Here is a 20,466-nt window from a genome sequence, read left to right as displayed (position 1 = left end):
GGTTTGCGGAGCCGGAATAGGGCCCGTGAACGAAGAAGCCTTGCGGACAGGCCTGTCGACTAACGCTCAGGCTCGACGCCCATGCTTGCCGATTGCCGCCGCAGCGCCTCGCGATCGTCCTGTGGCGGCGGCAACAGCAGCGGATCGAAATCGTCGGGCACCTCGTCGATCACTTTCCTGGCGACGCGATAGGCAACATAGACGATTGCCCCGGCGATGAGCAGACGGATCATGCCTTCCTCCATTGATTGTGCAGCAACCGGAGACGCGGCATTTTGTTCCCCGGCTCCTCGGCGAATGCGGGAACGACACCGGCCGCGCAACCAAATCGCTGACGCCTCGTTGTCGGGCGAGAGGAGACTGCGATGAAAAAGCGCTCAATCCTGCTGCTTATGGCAGCTCTGACTGTTGCGGGTTGCGACAACAACATCCAGCCGACCAAGGCCCCTGGCGATACGGTCGAGCAGAACCCGCAGGTCGACAAGAATCCGGTGCCGAAATCGACGACCGGCGGCGATCAGCCCGGCACGCCGCCGAAACAGTGACCGCCTCAAATGGAGTCGGCTCCGGTCAAGGAAGGTGGCCGGCGCCGCTTGGGAGGAAGCTGATGGCGCCGGCCAGGCGGAGATCAGGCCCGCCGCACATCCAAGGATAGCTGAGTCTTTCCGCAGCGTCATGGGCGATAGCGTACAGACGGCACGCCCCTGTGGACAAACCTGCCGGCCACAGCAGCGTTTGTTCATCACATAGTTCGTTCTTCCCATGGAACAAAGCGGGCTGCTGCGTGTTTGGGTGCCGATCGGACGCTCCCAAGGCCGCCGTTCACGAAAGGGCCCGCTCTCCTTGTCCCCCCTCAGGATAGCGGGTTCTTTTTTGCGTTTTGCGGGACGTTGCGGCGCGCGGGGTCGACGTCACCTGCTTGCCGGTTTTCGCGCCTTATGCGGCGAACCGGGGCTCAAGGCCTTGCGAAGCATGGTTGTCCCGTGCAAAAGCCCGGCCATGCTGATCATCAACGACCTTTCGCTCCGCATGGCCGGACGCCTGCTTCTCGACCATGCCTCACTGACCTTGCCGGCCGGCAGCAAGGCTGGCCTTGTCGGCCGCAACGGCACCGGCAAGACGACCCTGTTCAAGGCGATCACCGGCGACGTCGCCTCCGAGACCGGCTCGGTCAGCCTGCCCAAAAACACGCGCATCGGCCAGGTCGCGCAGGAAGCGCCGGGCACCGAGGAGCCGCTGATCGAGATCGTGCTCAAGGCCGACCTCGAACGGAGTGCCCTGCTCGAAGAGGAAAAGACGGCGACCGACCCGCACCGCATCGCCGACATCCACATGCGGCTGGCCGATATCGATGCGCACTCGGCCGAGTCACGCGCGGCCACCATTCTCGCCGGCCTCGGCTTCGACGATGCCGCGCAGCGGCGCCCGGCCTCGTCCTTCTCCGGCGGCTGGCGCATGCGCGTCGCGCTGGCCGCGGTGCTGTTTGCCGAGCCCGATCTGCTGCTGCTCGACGAGCCGACCAATTATCTCGACCTCGAAGGCACGCTCTGGCTGGAAAACTATGTGTCGAAATACCCGCATACTGTGCTGCTGATTTCGCACGATCGCGACCTGCTCAACCGCGCCGTCAATTCGATCGTCCATCTCGACCAGAAGAAGCTGACCTTCTGGCGCGGCGGCTACGACCAGTTCGAGCGCCAATACACCGAGCAGCGCGAATTGCAGGAGAAGGGCCGCGTCAAGCAGGAAGCCGCGCGCAAGCACATGGAATCCTTCGTCGAGCGCTTCCGCGCCAAGGCGTCGAAGGCGAGGCAGGCGCAGTCGCGCATCAAGGCGCTGGAGAAGATGAAGCCAATCGCCGCGATCGTGAACGACACGGTGCGGCCGTTCTCCTTTCCGGAGCCGGTGAAGACGGTGGCTTCGCCGATCATTGCGCTCCACAACGTCAACGTCGGTTACACCGAGGGCGAGCCGATCCTGAAGAAGATGACGCTGCGCATCGATGCCGACGATCGCATCGCGCTGCTCGGCGCGAACGGCAACGGCAAGTCGACATTCGCCAAGCTTTTGGCCGGCCGGCTGAAGCCGGAGACCGGCAGCATGACGGTGGCGCCCGGGCTTAAGGTGGCAATCTTCGCCCAGCACCAGCTCGACGATCTCAGGCCCGACGAAAACGCCTATGAGCATGTCCGCCGGTTGATGCCGGATGCGCCGGAATCCACGGTGCGCGGCCGTGTCGCCCAGTTCGGCCTGACCACCGAAAAGATGAACACCGCCGCCAAGGATCTGTCCGGCGGCGAAAAGGCGCGGCTCCTGATGGGCCTGTCGGCCTTCGAGGGGCCGAACCTTTTCATCCTCGACGAGCCCACCAACCATCTCGACATCGACAGCCGTGAATCACTGATCCATGCGCTGAACGATTTTCCCGGCGCCGTCATACTGATCTCGCATGACCGCCATCTGCTCGAAGCGACCGCCGACCGGCTGTGGCTGGTCAAGGACGGCGCGGTCAATCCATATGACGGCGATCTCGAGGATTACAAGACGCTGGTCACCGGCGTCTCCGGCGACCGCCGCGGCAAGCGCGAGGCGGACAAAGCGTCGAAGGCCGACCGCCGCCGCGATGCAGCCGCGCGCCGCGCCGCCTTCGAGCCGCTGGCCAAGGAAATCCGCGCCACCGAAGCGCTGATGGACCGCCTCCGCAAGCGCATCGACCTGATCGAGGATGAACTCGCCAACCCGGCCGTCTACGAAAAGGATCCCTCGACCGCGACAAGGCTGGCCAAGGAGCGCTCACAACTCGCGCAACAGCTGGCCGGCCATGAGGAAAAATGGCTGTCGATGTCGGCGGAGTACGAGGAAGGCACTGCGGAGTAGGAGAATGTCGGCAAAACTATGGATCGAAGCTGCCAAGGTTTTGGCCGTCAATTCCGAAGCTGTCGTAAAATGCCCTGAGTGTGGAGACGGCAATCTGCTGGTCATCGACGCCGGAGCCGGATCATCGCATGTCGAGCGCCACATACATTGTCCGAAATGCGGCGCCTACAACGCCTTGCTCAAGCGCATTGATGGCGTGTAACTGGCCCTACACGCCACTATCACAACCGGCTAGTTTGCGCCCATGAATCAGCACGCCAAGCTCAAAATCGGCCACTCGGCCTGTCCGCATGATTGCCCGTCGACCTGCGCGCTCGAGGTCGAGCTGCTCGACGCCAGGCGCATCGGCCGCGTCCATGGCGCCAAGGCCAACAGCTATACGGCCGGCGTCATCTGCGCCAAGGTCGCCCGTTACGCCGATCGCGTCCATCATCCCGACCGCTTGCTGAAGCCGCTGGTGCGGGCCGGCGCCAAGGGCGACGGCGCCTGGAAGGGCGCGAGCTGGGAGGCAGCGCTCGACCTTGTCGCCGAGAAGTTCATTGCCGCCGAGGCGAAGTACGGCTCGGAGACGGTCTGGCCGTACTACTATGCCGGCACGATGGGGCTGGTGCAGCGCGACGGCATCGAACGGCTGCGCCATGCGAAAAAATATTCCGGCTTCTTCGGTTCGATCTGCACCAATCTGGCCTGGACCGGCTGGATGATGGGCGCCGGCGCGCTGCGCGGTCCCGACCCGCGCGAGATGGGCAAATCCGACTGCGTGGTGATCTGGGGCACCAACGCCGTGGTCACGCAGGTCAACGTCATGACCCACGCCATCAAGGCGCGCAAGGAACGCGGCGCCAAGATCGTCGTCATCGACGTCTACGAAAACGCGACGATGAAACAGGCCGATCTCGGCCTGGTGCTGAAGCCCGGCACCGACGGCGCGCTGGCCTGCGCGGTGATGCACGTGCTGTTTCGTGACGGCATGGCCGACCGCGCCTATCTGGAAAAATACACCGACGATCCGCACGGTCTGGAAGCGCATCTTCAGACAAGGACGCCGCAATGGGCCGCTGACATCACCGGGCTTTCGGTCGCCGAGATCGAAGCCTTCGCCCGTCTCGTCGGCACGACGAAGAAGACCTATTTCCGCCTCGGCTACGGCTTTTCGCGGCAGCGCAACGGTTCGGTCAACATGCATGCCGCGGCCTCGATCGCGGCGGTCACCGGCTGCTGGCAGTATGAGGGCGGCGGCGCCTTCCATTCCAATTCCGGTATCTTCAAGCTCAACCAGGAGCTGCTGGAAGGCACCAAGATGCGCGATCCCTCGATCCGCCATCTCGACCATTCGCGCATCGGCCCGGTGCTGACCGGCGCCAGGGATGCGCTCTATGGCGGTCCGCCGGTGACGGCGCTGCTGATCCAGAACACCAATCCGGTGAATGTCGCGCCCGAGCAGCGGCTGGTGAAGCAGGGTTTTTTGCGCGACGATCTGTTTTCCTGCGTGCACGAGCAGTTCATGACCGACACGGCAAAGCTCGCCGATGTGGTGCTGCCGGCGACGATGTTTCTCGAGCATGACGACGTCTACAAGGGTGGCGGCAACCAGCACATCACGCTCGGGCCGAAGCTGATCGACCCGCCGGAAGGCCCGCGCACCAACCATTTCGTCATCGAGGAGCTCGGCAAAAGGCTCGGTGTCGCCGATCGTCCGGGCTTCGGCATGACCGAGCAACAGCATATCGATATCATTCTGGGCAAGCGCGAGCTGGGCAGCTTTTCGAGCCTGAAAGAGCAGAAATGGCTCGACCTGCAGCCGGATTTCGCGGCCGCGCATTTCCTGGACGGCTTCGGCCATGCCGACAAGAAATTCCATTTTCGCGCCAACTGGACGGGGCAGGCGGCGCCCAACCGGCCGCCGAAAAGCATGGGCCTGTTCGGGCCTGTGGAGCAGTTGCCGGAATTTCCCGATCATGTCGACCTGATCGAGGTCGCCGACGCGGCGCATCCGTTCCGGCTGACGACCTCGCCGGCGCGCAATTTCCTCAATTCGACCTTTGCCGAAACGCCGGTATCGCAGGCAAAAGAGCGCCGGCCGGAGCTGCTCCTGCATCCCGATGATGCGGCGGCACTTGGTGTCGCCGACGGCGGCCGTGTCGAGGTCGGCAACCAGCGTGGCGAAGTGGTGCTGCACGCAAAACTGTTCGACGGGATCAAGCGTGGCGTGGTCGTCGCCGAAGGCATCTGGCCGAACAGCGCCCATGAGCGCGGCGAGGGCATCAACGTGCTGACCGGCGCCGATGCGCCGGCGCCCTATGGCGGCGCCGCCTTCCACGACAACAAGGTCTGGCTGCGCCCCGCGGATTGAGCGTCGGAACGATATCTCCACCCGGCCGTTTTCGCGTGGCGGGTGGAGGCATTGTCATGGCAGAAGTGTTGCCGGCGCCGGATCCCATCGGAAGGACACTGTCGTCCGGCGAACTCGTAACCACGATGTCCCACTTTCATCGCGCCGAGATTGCGCGCATGGCTGGGTGGCGCGACCGCCTGGACCGGACGAGCAACTGGGCGATAACCGTTGTCGCGGCGATGCTCTCCGTTTCGCTTTCGACAGCCAGCGCTCACCATGGCGTGCTGCTGTTTGCCATGCTGCTTGTCCTGCTGCTGCTGTGGATAGAGGCCCGCCGATATCGCTTTTTCGACTTCTATCGGGCTCGCGTGCGCCAGTTCGAACGGCACTATTTCGCGCAGATATTCTCGCCGCAGCCGGACTTCGCGTCCGATTGGCTGTTGATCGTGGGCGAGAGCCTGCGCGCGCCGAAATTCCTGATTTCGCAACGCGTGGCTTTGGCGCGCCGCCTGCGTCGCAATTACATCTACATGCTGCTGATTCTGCTGCTGGCCTGGATCCTCAAACTGTCGACCCCCAGTCTTCTGACCGAAGGCGTCCGCATCGGCTTCGTCGGGTCGATGCGTGAGGCCGTCGCCAGTGCTGCGCTGGGTCCAGTTCCTGGTGGCGCCATCGTCGTGCTGGTCGCCGTCCTCTATGCGGGCCTGCTGGTGACAGCCTTTCTGACAGAGAGCGACGACGGCGAACTCTCCTTCGGTGACGTTCACGTCTAGCAACGCAACGCCCTGTCGCGCGTTGTTGGGCACGTGCACTTGGGCGATGGGGGTTTCATGGCTTGGCAGGCTCCGACACGTTCCAGCCTGGCGCTGTTGGTTTGCGCTTTCGTCCCCGCAGGCGCGGCCGGGGCAGCGGAGACGCTTGTTGCCGGGACCAAGGCCTCCGGCATGGGTGGTTCGGGCGAAGGCGCTTTCGTCGCCGAGATCGTGCTTCTGCTGCTTGTCGGGCGCGGCCTGGGCGAAGTGTTGCAGCGCTATGGCCAGCCGGCAATCATGGGCCAACTCATCGGCGGCATCCTGCTCGGTCCTTCGCTGTTCGGTTGGCTATGGCCGTCGGCCCAGCACCTGATCTTTCCCACCGATCCCGCGCAAAAGGGCATGATCGACGCCGTCTCGCAGCTCGGCATCCTGATGCTGCTTTTGCTGACCGGCATGGAGACGGACCTGCGGCTGGTACGCCGGGTTGGCGCGGCCTGTTTTTCCATTTCGGCTACCGGCGTCGTGGTGCCCTTCATCTGCGGTTTCGCGCTGGCGCAGTTCCTGCCGGACGCATTGCTGCCCAACCCGACGCAACGCACCGTTGCCGGGCTGTTCCTGGGCACCGCGCTGTCGATCTCGTCAGTCAAGATCGTCGCCATGGTGGTGCGCGAGATGAACTTCATGCGGCGCAATCTCGGACAGGTGATTATCTCCTCGGCGATCATCGAGGACACGATCGGCTGGCTGGTCATCGCAGTAACCTTCGGCATCGCCACCAATGGCAGGGTGCAGCTCGTACCGCTGGTGACCACCATCGCCGCCGTCGCACTGTTCATGGTGTTCTCCTTCACCATTGGCCGCCGTCTTGTCTTCACCTTGATCCGCTGGACCAACGATCAATTCCGCAGCGAGTTTGCGGTGATCACCATGATCCTTATCATCATGGGCGTCATGGCGCTGATCACCAACATGATAGGCGTCCATACGGTGCTGGGGGCGTTCGTCGCCGGCATCCTTGTCGGGGAATCGCCTATCCTCTCCAGCCATATCGAAGGCCAGCTGCGCGGCGTCATCACCGCGCTGTTCATGCCGATCTTCTTCGGCATGGCGGGGCTTTCCGCCGATCTCACAGTGCTCGCCGATCCGACGCTTGCCATGCTGACGGGCGCACTTGTGGTCATCGCCAGCATCGGCAAGTTCGGCGGCGCATTCATCGGCGCCAAGCTCGCCGCCATGTCGTTCAAGGAAGCAATCGCCGTCGGCAGTGCAATGAACGCGCGCGGCTCGACCGAGGTGATCGTCGCCAGCATCGGCCTGTCGATGAACATCCTGTCGCACAATCTCTTCACCATGATCGTCACCATGGCCGTGATCACCACCTTGGCCATGCCGCCGATGCTGCGCTGGGCGCTCGGCCGGCTGCCGGTTGGGCATGACGAGCAGCAGCGTGTCGAGCGCGAGGCGTTGGACGAATACGGCTTCATTTCCAGGCTGGAGCGGCTGCTGGTGTTGGTCGATGACAGCAGGATCGGCAAGTTCACTGCCTATCTCGCCGGACTGGTCGGTGGAGGCAGCGGCATGCCCACCACCTTGCTTCGCCTGCCCACCACCTTGCTTCAGCCGAAAGACGGCCGCGTTTACAGGCCGACCGACAGCAAGGGACAGGAGCGCGCCCTGCAGGAAATCAAGAAGGGCGCAAAAAAAAGCGCTCAGGCGGTGAAACGGATCGAAGATACGCTTGTCGACAAAGTCCACCTGACGGCCCGCACCGAATTGGAGGCCACGGGTGAGACGATCGCCGAAGAGGCCCGCAAGGGATACGGCCTGTTGCTGGTCGGCCTTGACAATGTGCTGACCGCCGATGGCGCCTTCGCGCCGGCCCTCAACGACATTGCCGCAGGATTTGACGGCCCGCTTTGCCTGGTCCTGAACGGCGGCAATGCTGGCGAAAAGATGCCGACGCTGAAGGCCGGAACCAGCATTCTCGTCCCCGTCAACGGTACCCAGGTGGCGCGTCGCGCCGCCGACTTGGCGTTGGCGCTGGCCCGTCCAAACCGGGCACGGATCAAGGTTCTCTATGTTTCGCAAAAGGCGGCCAAGGGCCGCACGTCGACATCGGTGTCGCATAGCCGCGAAGAGGCCGTGCTGAAAGACATCGCCGATTTGGCGGGCCGCTACGGCCTGCATATCGACACAGCGTTCCATACCCGCGTCACACCCGACAAGGCGATCACCCGGGAGGCGGCCAAAGGCGCGGCGATCGTCGTGATGGGCGTCACCCAACGCCCGGGTGGGGACCTGTTTTTCGGCGAAACCGCCGGCGCTGTTTTGGCCGCCTGCAATTGCCCCGTCGTGCTTTTGGCCAGCGCGCGGCCCAAGCATGACGCCGCTGGCACTGAGCTGGCAGCGTGAATTTCATGGCGCGCACTGACCGTCGGCAGACATGTCGACTGAGGCTCTGAAGCGCTGATCAGTCAAACGTAGAAGAACTCGAACCGTAACCACTTGAAAATAAAGAAGAACAGTGTGGCGGAAGGAGCCGCATGTCGAATTTCAAGCGGCCAATTTGGCGCACCCGTACAAAATTTTCGTGATTGGAAACGACAGACTTGCCGACCCATCTCGGGGTGGTCCGAGCGACGCGAATTCCTCCACTTGACGGACAGAACAAAGACTACCGGAGTACCCGAAATGACCAAGATCGCTCTTACCGCCGCCGCCATCCTTGTTGCCACCGGCACTGCTTTTGCCGGCAGCGACCACTATGGCTCGGACAACGTCAACCAGCCGGCCGCTCCTGCTGCCAACGTCGACAACACGTTTACCGGCTCGATCCGCAAGCCGGTTACTTCCGAGCATACCGGTGCCAAGACGACTTCCGAGTCGGTGGCGCCTGAATCCGGCCAAGGCATCTGGGGCCGCTGATTATCACGGCCCCGGAGCACAAGGAGCGGCGGGCTTGGCCCGCCGCTCTTGTTTGGTGCGAAGCGGGTTTGGCCGAAGGTCGGCGATCCCCGGCCTGCCAGGCAATCCCTAGCGAAGATCCTTCGGCCAGATGCAGTGCGTCAGCCGGGCGCCGCCGAAGGTGAGACCGGCCCAATCGCCATCGACGTCAAACCGAGCCAGGGCCGCGGTCGGGAATTTATCCGCCAGTTTTTTCAGCGCCGCTTCATCCGATCCAGCCCCGGCAAGACCGCGCGCGAACTCCTCCAACCCGGGATTGTGGCCAAGCACCAGCAGCGTTCCGGTTCCCGCCTTTACTTGTCGCACCTTGGCGAGGATGTCCGCCGCTGCTGCCTCGTAGAGCGCCTGGGCAAATTTGGCCTGCACCTTCGCCGGCAATTCCCCCGAGAGCAGCCGCCACGTGTCGCGGGTGCGCAGCGCCGGCGATACCAGCGCCAGCTCCGGCAGCCAGCCGCGCCGGGCCAGTTCGCGTCCGACCAGCGGCGCTGCCTTCAGCCCGCGCGCGGACAGCGGCCGGTCGAAGTCGATGAGGTCGGGATCGTCCCAACTCGACTTGGCGTGACGCAGCAGCAGCAGTTGCTTCATGGATTCAATTCAAGTCCAAGGGATGTCCGGCTGACCGTCTTTCCCATATCCGCCGCCATGTCTTGCACCCGTGACGGTATCAAAACTCGCCCAAAGCGCACCAAGGATAAACAGGCCTACGCACCGTTCATCTTTATCCCATCTGACCGAAATGTCTGCTTCAGTAATGGCCCAATCACCCGATCGAACGTGAATTGCACCGACGACAGGACCTACTCGCCCGTCCTCGATCCGACAGAGATAAAAATATGCCGTGGCACTTTTCGGATGGTCCGCCTCGTCGTACTCGAAGACGCCGGCCAGATCACGCTTTGTCCGGATCGCGCTGTCGAAAACGTCCATTGGTCTATTTCTGCCGACCCGACGATTTATTGGCTTTTTCGACGGACTCTTACGGGGTGATCCGCGCCAGGTGCTCGAGATCGGTCTCTTCGCGCAGCGGGTCGGGCGCGATCACCACCGACGTGGCGTTGTCGGCATCGTCGGCGAAGCGCGAAAACACCGTGCGGCCGCCTTCCATCCGCGCCTTGCCTTCGGCGACCAGCCCCAGCGCCAGCGGATAGAGTTGGTGCTCAGCCTTGAGCACGCGCGCGGCCAGCGTATCCTCATTGTCGCCGACCATCACCGGCACCGCGGCCTGGGCGATGATCGGCCCATCATCCATGTCGAGCGTGACGAAATGCACTGTGCAGCCATGGATGCGCATGCCTGCGCGGAGCGCCCGCGCATGCGTATCCAGCCCCTTGAAGGCAGGCAGCAGGGCAGGGTGGATGTTGACCATGCGGCCCTGCCACTTCTCGACGAAACGCGCGCCGAGAATGCGCATATAGCCGGCCAGCGCGACGATCTCGGCGCCAAAAGAGACAAGGGCCGCGTCGATCGCCCCGTCATGCGCTTCCTTGCTGGCATGGTCCGAGCGCGAAATCACCCTGGTGGCGATTCCGCGCGCCGCGGCGATGCCGAGGCCGGCGGCATTGGCGCGATCGGAGATGACGCCGACGATTTCGGCCGGATAGGCCGGGTTGCTCGCCGCCGCGATCAGCGCCGTCATGTTGGAGCCGCGCCCCGAAATAAGCACTACGGTGCGTTTTCTGGTCATAGGCCGATCGAGCCCCGATAGATGACGCCGGCATCGCGGCGCGGCACGATCTGGCCGATCGGCGTCACCGTCTCGCCAGCCTCCTGCAGAACGGCGGCGACCTGCGCCGCCTGGCCCGAGGCCACGACCAGGATCATGCCGATGCCGCAATTGAAGGTGCGCATCATCTCTTCCGGCGCGACGCCACCAGTCTTGGCCAGCCACGAAAACACCGGCGGCACCTCGATGGCGCCGAGATCGAGCTCGGCCGAAAAATCCTTGGGCAGAACGCGCGGGATGTTTTCGGGAAAGCCGCCGCCGGTGATATGGGCCAGCGCCTTGATGCCATGCGTGTTGCGGATCGCCTTGAGGATCGACTTGACGTAGATGCGCGTCGGCTCGAGCAGCGCCTCGGCCAGCGTCGCCTCGTCATTGAACGGCGCCGGATCGCCCCAGCCAAGGCCGCTTACCGCGACGATACGGCGGACCAGCGAAAAGCCGTTCGAATGCAGGCCCGACGAGGCAAGGCCGAGCAGCACGTCCCCCTCGACGATGTCGTCGGTCGGCAGCAGCTGGCCGCGTTCGGCGGCACCGACGGCAAAGCCGGCAAGGTCGTAGTCCTTGTCGTGATACATGCCGGGCATTTCCGCCGTCTCGCCACCGATCAGCGCGCAACCGGCCTGCCGGCAGCCGGCGGCAATGCCGCCGACGATCGAAGCGCCCTGGTCGGGATCGAGCTTGCCGGTGGCAAGATAGTCGAGGAAGAACAGCGGTTCGGCGCCCTGCACGACGATGTCGTTGACGCACATGGCGACGAGGTCGATACCGATCGTGTCATGCTTGCCGGCATCGATGGCAATCTTCAGCTTGGTGCCGACGCCGTCATTGGCGGCGACCAGCACCGGATCGGTAAAGCCGGCTGCCTTGAGATCGAACAGGCCGCCGAAGCCACCGATCTCGCCATCGGCGCCCGGCCGGCGGGTGGCGCGCACCAGCGGCTTGATCTTCTCGACCATGAGATTGCCGGCGTCGATGTCGACGCCCGCTTCGGCATAGGTGAGCCCGTTCTTGCGCTTGCTCATACTCTTTCCCTGCTTTCTCGGGCTCTTCGCATGAACGGTTTCGGTCCGCAAGGATAACGGCGCTGAAACTGCCGATCTCCCCACTTGAGGGGGAGATGGCCAACAGGCCAGAGGGGGCGCTGGCCCGCCGACCTGCCGATCGGCACCATTACGCATCCAGGTCAAACCCCAACCTGGTTCCAGATCAATGAGCTTGAGAAAGCCCTGCTGTCGGCTCAGCTTTATGAGGTAATGCTGGTTGATGGGGCGTTGATCGCAAATTGCGCGGTGAAAGCCCGGATATAAGCCGGCCGTGCTTCCCCGCGCGCTACATAGGCAGCCAAGTTTTGATATTCGTCCAAAATGCCGGACATTCTTAGTCGCAGCAGCACTGACACCATCAATAAATCGCCCGCGCTGAACGTATCATCGAGCCAGTCGGCGACGCCTAAGTGGGCCGAGAGTTTATCCAGCCGAGCCCGAACACGGTCCTTTACCAACGGCAAGCGCTCCTCGCTCCAAGGCTTGTCACGTTCGAATATTCTTGCCGTCGTTAATTCGAGGATCGGCGGCTCGACGGTGTTAAGTGCGGCAAACATCCACGTGATCGCACGCGCGCGGGCATTGCGATCCTTCGGCAGTAATCCCGTATGCTGCTCAGCAAGGTGAAAGACGATCGAGCCGGTTTCGAACAGCGAGAGAGAACCTTCCTCATAGGTGGGGATCTGGCCGAAGGGATGGATGGCCAGATGGCCAGGCGCCTTCATTTCTGCAAAGGAAACAAGACGAACCTCATACGGCTGCCCCACTTCTTCGAGCGCCCAGCGAACGCGCGTATCGCGCGCCAGTCCCTTGCCGCCATCGGGCGATCGTTCAAAAGCTGTGATAGTGATTGTCATCGCGTCCGTTTCCTTGCTCGCGGTCCAGGAAGGTCTGGGCGAATTCTTCGGCTTCCCATCGTGAGACGAATGAGCCTCCCCGAAATCGACATCGGTCTTGACCTATTTCATTGCTGGCGCCCTCGAGGGGTGATTGGCAGCTTCTGTGTCGCTTCTCACTTGCCGTAACCCTCCTTCTCCATCATGTATCGACAAACAAGAGCGACGGGATATGCGTTTGACCATCCCCAACATGATCACGATCATGCGCTTCGTGCTGGTGCCGGCCGTGGTGCTGGCCATGCTGCAGGAACGCTGGGACTGGGCGTTTGCCGGCTTCCTCATTGCCGGCATTTCCGACGGCGTCGACGGCTTCATCGCCCGCCACTTCAATCAGTTTTCCAGGCTCGGCGCCTATCTCGATCCGATGGCCGACAAGCTGCTGCTGGTCTCGGTTTTCGTGGTCCTGGGCTTCAGTGGCGAACTGCCGCTGTGGCTGGTCGTCACCATGGTATCGCGCGACGCACTGATCGTCTGCGCCGTGCTTTTATCCACCGTCATGGCGCATCCGGTTGAGATGAAGCCGCTCCTGGTGTCGAAGGCCAACACCGCGATTCAGATCGTACTGGCGGCAGTGGTGCTGGGCGAACTGGCCTTCGACATCCGTCTCGATCCGCTGAGGCCGGCCCTCATATTGCTGTCCGGGGTCTTGACCGTGGCTTCGGCCGCGGCCTATCTCGTGGCTTGGCTGAGGCATATGAGCGGCTATGGCGAAGGCTCCACACCCGGCACCTGAACATCGGGCACCTGACGAACGGTCCATCGACGCCGAGGCCGAAGCCGCGGCGGCGGAGGCTGCGGCATCGGCGTCGTTTCGCCGGCAGATCCGCTTCTGGCTGGTCAGCGCCATCATCCTCGCCGTCTTCCTTTACGTCTTCAGCGGCATCCTTCTGCCCTTCGTTGCCGGGATGGTGCTCGCCTATTTCCTCGACCCTGTCGCCGACCGGCTGGAGCGTCTCGGCCTGTCCAGGCTGATGGCAACAGTGGTTATCCTCGTCGCCTTTATCGTCGTCCTGGTGCTGGCCGTCGTCATCCTGGTTCCGGTGCTCGCCTCGCAGATGGCTGATTTCGCCAGCAAGCTGCCGGACTATCTGACCCGGCTGCAGAGCCTGATCACCAGCTTCGACCCGAAATGGCTGGAAGAGAAATTCGGCGTCGACGCCAATGGCCTGCGTGAAGGCTTGAACTCGCTGCTGACCTCCGGCTTCGGCCTCCTGACCACCGTCTTCACCTCGATCTGGAGCTCCGGCGTGGCGCTGGTCTCGGTGGTCAGCCTGTTCGTGGTGACGCCGGTCGTCGCCTTCTACATGCTGCTCGACTGGGACCGCATGGTGGCAATCGTCGACAGCTGGGTGCCACGCGACTATGTCAAGACCGTCAGGGCGATCGCCAGGGATATCAACACGGCAACCGCCGGCTTCGTGCGCGGACAGGGCACGCTGTGCCTGGTGCTGGGCGCCATGTATGCCACCGGCCTGACGTTGACGGGCCTGAATTTCGGCATCCTCATCGGCCTGTTTGCCGGGCTGATCTCGTTCATCCCCTATGTCGGCTCGCTGACCGGCCTGGTGCTGGCCGTCGGCGTCGCCTTCGTCCAGTTCTGGCCGGACTGGACCATGATCGCGGCGGTGGCCGGGGTGTTCTTCGTCGGCCAGTTCATCGAGGGCAATATCCTGCAGCCGCGGCTGGTCGGCAAAAGCGTCGGCCTGCATCCGGTGTGGCTTATGTTCGCGCTGTTTGCCTTCGGCGCGCTGTTCGGCTTCGTCGGCCTGCTGATCGCCGTTCCGGCTTCCGCCGCCGTTGCCGTTCTGGTGCGCTTCGCCATCGCGCGCTATCTCGAATCGCCGCTCTACAAGGGCCATGCCGACGAGCCGGTGCCGCCGCTGCAGGTGCGCCGCCGCGGGGGCGCGCGCGGTTGAGCCAGATGCCGGACAAGATCGATCCGCCGCGCCAATTGCCGCTCGATCTAGGCCACGGCACCGGCTATTCGCGCGACGAGCTCGTCGTTTCCAGCACCAACAGCCAGGCGGCGGCGCTTGTCGACCGCTGGCCGGACTGGCCGTCGCCGGTTGTCGTGCTGGCCGGGCCGGCCGGCTCCGGAAAAACCCATCTGGCCTCGATCTGGCGGACCCGCGCCGACGCGGTGAAAGTGGAGGCCGGCCGCATCGGCGACTGCATCGAAAATCTCGGCGCGCATCCGGCCCTGATCGACGATGTCGATGCCGGCCCGGTCGACGAGCACGGTCTGTTCCACCTGATCAATGCGGTGCGCGGCGCCGGCTCGACCTTACTGTTGACGGCGCGCCGCTTTCCCTCTGCCTGGGGCGTCCGGCTGCCCGACCTGGCATCGCGGCTGAAGGCGGCGGCTACCGTCGAGATCCACGAGCCCGACGACCTCTTGCTGGCCGGCGTCATCACAAAGCTGTTCGCCGATCGACAGGTCGAGGTCGAGCCGCATGTCGTGCAATATCTTGTGCGCCGCATCGAACGCTCGCTGGCCACCGCAATGCGGGTGGTCGAACGGCTCGACCGCACCGCGCTCGAGCGCAAGACGCCGATCACCCGCGCGCTAGCAGCCGAGACCGTCAGCGCCATGGATGAAGGGCAGGGCGAGTTCGAGATTTAGAGGATTCCAGTTCAGCCGCCGTCCCATTTTGGGAAAAAAGGCTGGCATCTGTCTTGCAACAAAGAGCTTGCCGGCTAATCCCGGTCCTGATTGCGTATCAAATCAGGTAGTAGCCTCGCCGGGATGGAGTGGTTGGGGTTCTCGCCCGGCGAGCTTGCCGTCAGATGCATCTAGTAGCGCCATTGCGGCGGCCAGGTCTCAACTTTCACCTCCGGCAATCGCGGCTCGTTCCACGCCAAAGCGCCGGCGATAATCGCCGGGCACCAGGCCGGTTATCCTGGCGAATACCCTTGCGGAAGGAGCCGGGATCGTCATAGCCGACCTCCCAGGCGATCTGGTCGATCGATCGGCATCGTGGTTTCCAGCATCTCGCGCGCCTTGCCGACCCGCAGGTGCTGACAATATTCGGTCGGCCTGAGGCCAGTGGCGTTGCGGAAGCGTCGCAGAAAGGTCCGCTCCTCCAGCCCCGCATGCTCGGCCATGACGCTGAGCGTCACGTCGCGCGCGCCGTTCGCCTGCAGCCAATGCTGCACCTTGAGGATCGCTTCGTCGTCATGGGTCAATCGCGGCGCAAACGGGCTGTAAAAACGTTGCTCGCGGCCCGGTGGATCGACCAGCATGAAACGCGCCGTGTCCATCATTACGGCTGACCCGAGCACTCTGTCCACCAGCTTCAGGCCGAGATCGGTCCAGGCCATGTAGCCGCCGGCGGTAATGATATCGCCATCGTCGATGACCAGCCTGTCGGCGTCGAGCAGGATGTCTGGGAAGCGTAGCGCCAGCGCGTCGCGATAAGCCCAGTGCGTCGTCGCGGCGCGACCGGACAACAGGCCGGTCTCGGCAAGCACGAAGGCGCCGGCGCAGACCGAACCGAGCGTCGCGCCTGCCGTGTGGCGATCCCTGAGCCAGCCGGCATAGGGCGCGGCTGCTTCCCGAGCGATCGGATCCCCCAACGTCGGCGGGAGGATAACCATGGCTGGTTCATTGTCGGCGCCGGGCTCGCTGTCGAAGCTGCGGACTACGGTGTGGCCCGCGTCCTCCAATTGCCAATGACTGACGCGAAGCCTCGCCGCGTCCGGCGACCGCTCGACAGCCAGCCGGTTTGCCAGCATGAAAAGATCGGTCAGGCCGAGCACGGCTGCTTCCTGCACGCCGGGATACAAGACGAGGCCGATTTCGATCAGATCACGCGCAGCCGTCATTTGTCAGTTTTGCCACGTTGAATGTCCGTTTTGCCAATGCTCACCCTGACCGCACTGTTATAATTTTTCCAGCTGAGGGGGCTAAAAGCTTCCCTGTTACCCCCAACTTTTCCATCAAGGAGTAGGACGATGAGCACATTCACAACCCATGACGGCACCGAGATTTTCTACAAGGATTGGGGCAAGGGCCAGCCGATCGTGTTCCATCACGGCTGGCCGCTGAGCTCAGACGACTGGGACAACCAGATGCTGTTCTTCCTCGAAAAGGGCTACCGCGTCATCGCACATGACCGCCGCGGCCACGGCCGCTCGTCGCAGACCGCGACCGGCAATGAGATGGACACCTACGCCGCCGATGTTGCGGCGCTGGCGGCGCATCTCGATCTCAGGGATGCGATCCACATCGGCCACTCGACCGGTGGCGGCGAGGTGGCGCGTTACGTCGCGCTTTATGGCGGCGGCGGCCGTGTTGCCAAGGCGGTGCTGATCGGCGCCGTGCCGCCGATTATGGTCAAGACCGACAGCAACCCCGGCGGCTTGCCGATCGAAGTCTTCGACGGCTTTCGCGCCGCCCTGGCCGCTAACCGCGCCCAGTTCTACAGGGATGTGCCGGCCGGCCCGTTTTATGGCTTCAACCGCGAGGGCGCCAAGGTCTCGCAAGGTGCCGTCGACAATTGGTGGCGCCAGGGCATGATGGGCGGAGCCAAGGCCCATTACGACTGCATCAAGGCCTTTTCCGAGACCGACTTCACCGACGATCTAAGGAAGCTCGACGTGCCCGTCCTGATCATGCATGGCGACGACGACCAGATCGTGCCGATAGCCGATTCCGCGCTGCTTGCGGCCAAGCTGGTGAAGCATGGCACGCTCAAGGTCTACAAGGGGCTGCCGCACGGCATGTGCACCACCCATCCGGAGATCATCAATCCGGATCTGCTGGCCTTCATCCAAGGCTGACGGCTTGGGTATCGGACGGGCAGCGCAGGCTCGTGCTGTCCGTCCGCTCGAGCGCGATCCGCTTGCGCTGCCGACGAGATTTGCTTGATGAATGGTCGGAGTGGAGAGATTCGAACTCCCGACCCTCTGGTCCCAAACCAGATGCGCTACCAGGCTGCGCTACACTCCGAACGGTCCGTTGCCTAGTGATTTCAGCCCACCAAAGCAAGCGTAAAAAGCCATCGGCCTTGCTGCCGGCGGCATTGCGCAGTAATGACGGGCTAGTGCATGGCCAGAGAACAGTAATCTGGGGTCGCGGTCGTGCGCTTGCAACCAGCAATGAGGTGGTCATGTCAGCCCGCATTTTCAGCCCAGCCAAAACCGCGATGCAGTCCGGCAAGGCCAAGACCGGCTATTGGGTGCTGGAATTCGATCCGGAGCAGCGCAAGAAGATCGATCCGCTGATGGGCTACACCACGTCCGGCGACATGCGAAGCCAGATCAGGCTGACCTTCGACACAAGAGAAGAGGCGGTCGCCTATGCCGAGAAGGAAGGCCTGGCTTTCCGCGTCGAGGAGCCGAAGGAAATCAAGCGCCGCCAGATTTCCTATGCGGAGAATTTCCGCTATGACCGCAGGACGCCCTGGACGCATTGATCCCATACCGGCCCTGCCGGCACAATCCGTCGGTCATGCGGCCGGCCAGCGGTCCCGTAGCTCAGCTGGATAGAGCACCGGCCTTCTAAGCCGATGGTCACAGGTTCGAATCCTGTCGGGATCGCCAATATTTTCAATGGATCAGTAGATTGACGCTGGCTTTTTCTTCAAGGCTTGCTCTAGGCTCACCAAACGGACGTGACGTGCGCTGTTGCCCTTCACCCACGGTAGCCCCTCCTTTGAAATGGTATGGATTGCCGTTATTTTGGCGTTCCCTTGATTAAGACGCTTTCCAAACCTATATACCGTCTCGCGCGCTTGAAGGGTGCCTTTTGCTGGCACTCCATCCTGAGCAAAAGAAGGGAGGCACATATGACTTGACTGAGGCCCTAGTTCACGTCGCAATAGGCGTGGGATACATGATACTGGCGTGGCACCATTTTAGCCATTTCATACATTGACGTAGAGACTGAACATTGCCGGTTGGCATTTGTGAAATAAATCAACTCTAACCAGTAAAGCCTCGGCCTGATCAGCCGGGGCTTTTTTCTTAACCCCGGGAAGTTCTCCACCGAAATATTTTTGTTGTGAACAGCGGGAAACCGGGCTGTTTGTGCGTCACTCGCAGTCGAAAAGGCATAAGTGAGTCGGTCATCTGAAATCCGCGAAAGGATTCGCACCCATGACCATCCTACAGATCGCCTACCTCTGCCTCGCCGTTGGCGCGTTCATTGCCTTTGTCGGCTACCTCATCGCGTTCTTCGGCATGGGAGGGCATCGAAGCGCAGTACAGATTCGAACCGTTTCAGGTCGGTTTCGACCCGCATCGGGTCGGACCTGAATCCCCTTCATGGGATACATGAGAGGTCATTCGACAACTCAGAGGATGAGCGAAATGACCCTTCTCCAATTCGCCTACGCAATGCTCGCCGTCTCGTATATTGTCGCCACGGTGACGCTAGGGGTGGAGCATTGAAATATGGCGAGCGTGATGAATGAGCCAGGATACAAAGCATCGCGAAAGCTGGTGCTCGGCGCCTGCAATATCTTGGCTTCGCTCGGCCATTCCGATTTCGATCAACTTCTTTTGGAGATCGGGATCGATGGCATAGATGCCGGACGGGATAAGGGAGGCCGCCACAGTCGTGCAATGGCGCTGGCCACGTATGCAGTTGATCATCCATCCGAATTGACCCCAGAGGGAGACCGGCTGGACCGCTTCCTTATTCAGAGTGCTGGGAACCTGGACCGGGAGTATCCCCTCGGGGAAATGAGCGACGTTAGCGCTCAAAAGCGGATGGATTTCTGGATCGCCCTAGAAGCCGACGGTTTCAAGATGCTCAGCGGCAAGCTTGTCCGAAAGAATGCCATTAGCAGACTTCGGCAAGTGTTCGTCAACTCGCCCCCAAAGGCCGCCGAAGACGAAGGTGTAGCCTACGCGCGAGATTTCGGCCGGGACATGACAAGTAACCAAGAGCGCGCCCTCTCGGCCACGGTTAGTCCAATTTCAGTGATGCCCTCTGGGGAGCTACACAAGGTGCCACAAAAATCGCGGAAGGTGTTCGTTGTTCATGGACGCGACAAAGGTGCACTCAACGAAGTTGAGCTGTTCCTACGACGATTGAAACTTGAACCGATCATCCTGCACAAGAATGCCAATGCAGGCAGATCGATCCTAACGAAATTCCAAGAGGTGTCCGACGGCGCTTCGTTCGCCGTCGTGGTCATGATGCCGGAAGATGTCGGAGGTCTTGTTGGTGCAACTCTAGGAAAGCGGGCTCGACAGAACGTCGTGTTCGAGCTGGGATTTTTCATCGGAAAGTTAGGCGCAAAGAATGTCTGTGCGCTGATGGCCGAGGGGGTTGAAAAGCCCTCTGACTTTGACGGTATCGGTTACGTCCAGTTCGGTGATGGCAAGAATTGGGAGCGAGAGTTCGCAAAGGAGCTTCGAGAGGCTGGTGTACCGTTCGACCCGGGCGACGTTCTCTAGCGCGCCCTACGCACTTGGCGCGGATTGGCGTGGATCTGTTGAGTGTTATCAGTCATTCGCGCAGTAAGGTAACAGCAGAACGGTCTTCGGGAGACGTTCCCTCAAATTGGGGTTCTTGACGTAGCCCACATGCACAACGGGTCCGGTGTCTGCAATCGTGCATAGGTCGCTGGCACGCGCCCGTTCCCAACCAACGCGCTGGGCCAATTCGTAATCGGCCCCAAGCCGCCCAGCCTGCACAAGCAAGCGGAGGACGGCCTTGGTATCGTGTGAGAGTAGCTTCGTTCCGTCCTAAAAACGCAAAAGCCCGCCGCGAATGCGACGAGGACCGTGCAACGTCAGATGCGGTGTCTCACGCAGACGCGCCTCGATGAAGGCACGGTGCGGCTCCAGCACCCTCTTGCGATGTCCGCCCATCTTGCCAGGCGCAACCGAGCCAGTCGCCCGATGGCGCTGCAACAAC

At 62.4% G+C, this 20,466-nt stretch carries 19 protein-coding genes, 2 tRNA genes and 2 pseudogenes; 14 read left to right on the top strand and 9 right to left on the bottom strand.

The window, feature by feature from the left end; genetic code table 11:
- Nucleotides 1–59 precede the first annotated feature (59 nt).
- Nucleotides 60–233 (bottom strand): hypothetical protein, encoded by a 174-nt coding sequence (locus tag NMG46_RS26375; protein ID WP_254820276.1) that lies wholly within the window; start codon nt 231–233, stop codon nt 60–62.
- Between the two features lie 132 nt (nt 234–365).
- On the opposite strand from NMG46_RS26375, the gene NMG46_RS26370 reads away from it, so the two are divergent.
- The 7 genes from NMG46_RS26370 (at nt 366) to NMG46_RS26340 (ending at nt 8,892) form a co-directional block, all read left to right on the top strand.
- Nucleotides 366–545, top strand: a complete 180-nt coding sequence (locus tag NMG46_RS26370) for a hypothetical protein (protein WP_254820275.1) — start codon at nt 366–368, stop codon at nt 543–545.
- A 454-nt stretch (nt 546–999) separates the two neighbouring features.
- Complete coding sequence (locus NMG46_RS26365; protein ID WP_254820274.1) at nt 1,000–2,877, top strand: ABC-F family ATP-binding cassette domain-containing protein; 1,878 nt, start codon at nt 1,000–1,002, stop codon at nt 2,875–2,877.
- Nucleotides 2,878–2,881: 4 nt separating this feature from the next.
- Nucleotides 2,882–3,079 (top strand): hypothetical protein, encoded by a 198-nt coding sequence (locus NMG46_RS26360; protein WP_254820273.1) that lies wholly within the window; start codon nt 2,882–2,884, stop codon nt 3,077–3,079.
- A gap of 42 nt (nt 3,080–3,121) precedes the next feature.
- Nucleotides 3,122–5,230, top strand: a complete 2,109-nt coding sequence (locus tag NMG46_RS26355) for a molybdopterin-dependent oxidoreductase (protein WP_254820272.1) — start codon at nt 3,122–3,124, stop codon at nt 5,228–5,230.
- Nucleotides 5,231–5,286: 56 nt separating this feature from the next.
- The gene (locus tag NMG46_RS26350) at nt 5,287–5,985 is read left to right on the top strand and encodes a DUF2270 domain-containing protein (protein WP_254820271.1); all 699 of its coding nucleotides are present in this window, start codon (nt 5,287–5,289) and stop codon (nt 5,983–5,985) included.
- 57 nt (nt 5,986–6,042) lie between these two features.
- A complete protein-coding gene (locus NMG46_RS26345; protein WP_254820270.1) occupies nt 6,043–8,379 on the top strand; it encodes a cation:proton antiporter in 2,337 nt (778 codons plus the stop codon).
- A 279-nt stretch (nt 8,380–8,658) separates the two neighbouring features.
- The gene (locus NMG46_RS26340) at nt 8,659–8,892 is read left to right on the top strand and encodes a DUF680 domain-containing protein (RefSeq protein ID WP_254820269.1); all 234 of its coding nucleotides are present in this window, start codon (nt 8,659–8,661) and stop codon (nt 8,890–8,892) included.
- A 108-nt stretch (nt 8,893–9,000) separates the two neighbouring features.
- Here NMG46_RS26340 and NMG46_RS26335 read toward each other — a convergent pair whose 3' ends face one another.
- The 5 genes from NMG46_RS26335 to NMG46_RS26315 form a co-directional block, all read right to left on the bottom strand.
- A complete protein-coding gene (locus NMG46_RS26335; protein WP_254820268.1) occupies nt 9,001–9,516 on the bottom strand; it encodes a histidine phosphatase family protein in 516 nt (171 codons plus the stop codon).
- Between the two features lie 9 nt (nt 9,517–9,525).
- Entirely contained in the window at nt 9,526–9,858 is a 333-nt protein-coding gene (locus NMG46_RS26330; protein WP_254820267.1) for a hypothetical protein, read from the bottom strand.
- Nucleotides 9,859–9,907: 49 nt separating this feature from the next.
- Nucleotides 9,908–10,615: a phosphoribosylglycinamide formyltransferase gene (gene purN / locus NMG46_RS26325; RefSeq protein ID WP_254820266.1), complete on the bottom strand. Its 708-nt coding sequence runs from the start codon at nt 10,613–10,615 to the stop codon at nt 9,908–9,910.
- Nucleotides 10,612–11,676: a phosphoribosylformylglycinamidine cyclo-ligase gene (purM, locus tag NMG46_RS26320; RefSeq protein ID WP_254820265.1), complete on the bottom strand. Its 1,065-nt coding sequence runs from the start codon at nt 11,674–11,676 to the stop codon at nt 10,612–10,614. Before purM ends, purN begins: the two co-directional genes overlap by 4 nt.
- A gap of 221 nt (nt 11,677–11,897) precedes the next feature.
- Nucleotides 11,898–12,554: a glutathione S-transferase family protein gene (locus NMG46_RS26315; protein WP_254820264.1), complete on the bottom strand. Its 657-nt coding sequence runs from the start codon at nt 12,552–12,554 to the stop codon at nt 11,898–11,900.
- 217 nt (nt 12,555–12,771) lie between these two features.
- Between NMG46_RS26315 and NMG46_RS26310 the strand changes: the two genes are divergently transcribed.
- Genes NMG46_RS26310 through hdaA form a run of 3 tightly spaced genes read left to right on the top strand, consistent with a single transcriptional unit; the run spans nt 12,772 to nt 15,219 of the window.
- Nucleotides 12,772–13,329 (top strand): CDP-alcohol phosphatidyltransferase family protein, encoded by a 558-nt coding sequence (locus NMG46_RS26310; protein ID WP_023677645.1) that lies wholly within the window; start codon nt 12,772–12,774, stop codon nt 13,327–13,329.
- The gene (locus tag NMG46_RS26305) at nt 13,301–14,512 is read left to right on the top strand and encodes an AI-2E family transporter (protein ID WP_254820263.1); all 1,212 of its coding nucleotides are present in this window, start codon (nt 13,301–13,303) and stop codon (nt 14,510–14,512) included. Before NMG46_RS26310 ends, NMG46_RS26305 begins: the two co-directional genes overlap by 29 nt.
- A 5-nt stretch (nt 14,513–14,517) precedes the next feature.
- Nucleotides 14,518–15,219: a DnaA regulatory inactivator HdaA gene (gene hdaA, locus NMG46_RS26300; RefSeq protein WP_254820322.1), complete on the top strand. Its 702-nt coding sequence runs from the start codon at nt 14,518–14,520 to the stop codon at nt 15,217–15,219.
- Between the two features lie 198 nt (nt 15,220–15,417).
- Here the strand turns inward: hdaA and NMG46_RS26295 are convergent.
- A pseudogene (locus tag NMG46_RS26295) lies at nt 15,418–16,421 on the bottom strand (GlxA family transcriptional regulator).
- A 129-nt stretch (nt 16,422–16,550) separates the two neighbouring features.
- Here NMG46_RS26295 and NMG46_RS26290 point away from each other — a divergent pair.
- The gene (locus NMG46_RS26290; RefSeq protein ID WP_254820262.1) at nt 16,551–17,378 is read left to right on the top strand and encodes an alpha/beta fold hydrolase; all 828 of its coding nucleotides are present in this window, start codon (nt 16,551–16,553) and stop codon (nt 17,376–17,378) included.
- Between the two features lie 92 nt (nt 17,379–17,470).
- Here the strand turns inward: NMG46_RS26290 and NMG46_RS26285 are convergent.
- Nucleotides 17,471–17,547: transfer RNA gene (locus tag NMG46_RS26285), tRNA-Pro, on the bottom strand.
- A gap of 160 nt (nt 17,548–17,707) precedes the next feature.
- Between NMG46_RS26285 and NMG46_RS26280 the strand changes: the two genes are divergently transcribed.
- The 3 genes from NMG46_RS26280 (at nt 17,708) to NMG46_RS26270 (ending at nt 20,003) form a co-directional block, all read left to right on the top strand.
- Nucleotides 17,708–18,013: an ETC complex I subunit gene (locus NMG46_RS26280; protein WP_023677641.1), complete on the top strand. Its 306-nt coding sequence runs from the start codon at nt 17,708–17,710 to the stop codon at nt 18,011–18,013.
- A 50-nt stretch (nt 18,014–18,063) separates the two neighbouring features.
- Nucleotides 18,064–18,140, top strand: a tRNA-Arg gene (locus NMG46_RS26275).
- 852 nt (nt 18,141–18,992) lie between these two features.
- Nucleotides 18,993–20,003 carry a TIR domain-containing protein gene (locus NMG46_RS26270; RefSeq protein WP_254820261.1) on the top strand — a complete coding sequence of 337 codons (1,011 nt, stop codon included), beginning with the start codon at nt 18,993–18,995 and terminating at the stop codon, nt 20,001–20,003.
- A 330-nt stretch (nt 20,004–20,333) separates the two neighbouring features.
- On the opposite strand, the pseudogene NMG46_RS26265 reads toward NMG46_RS26270, so the two are convergent.
- Nucleotides 20,334–20,466, bottom strand: a pseudogene (locus NMG46_RS26265) (IS630 family transposase); the annotation flags it as partial.

It is taken from the genome of Mesorhizobium sp. LMG 17147 (genome assembly GCF_024297145.1).
GTDB lineage: Bacteria > Pseudomonadota > Alphaproteobacteria > Rhizobiales > Rhizobiaceae > Mesorhizobium.
Note: the sequence above shows the minus strand (reverse complement) of the source record. Positions and strands in the feature narration are given on the sequence as shown.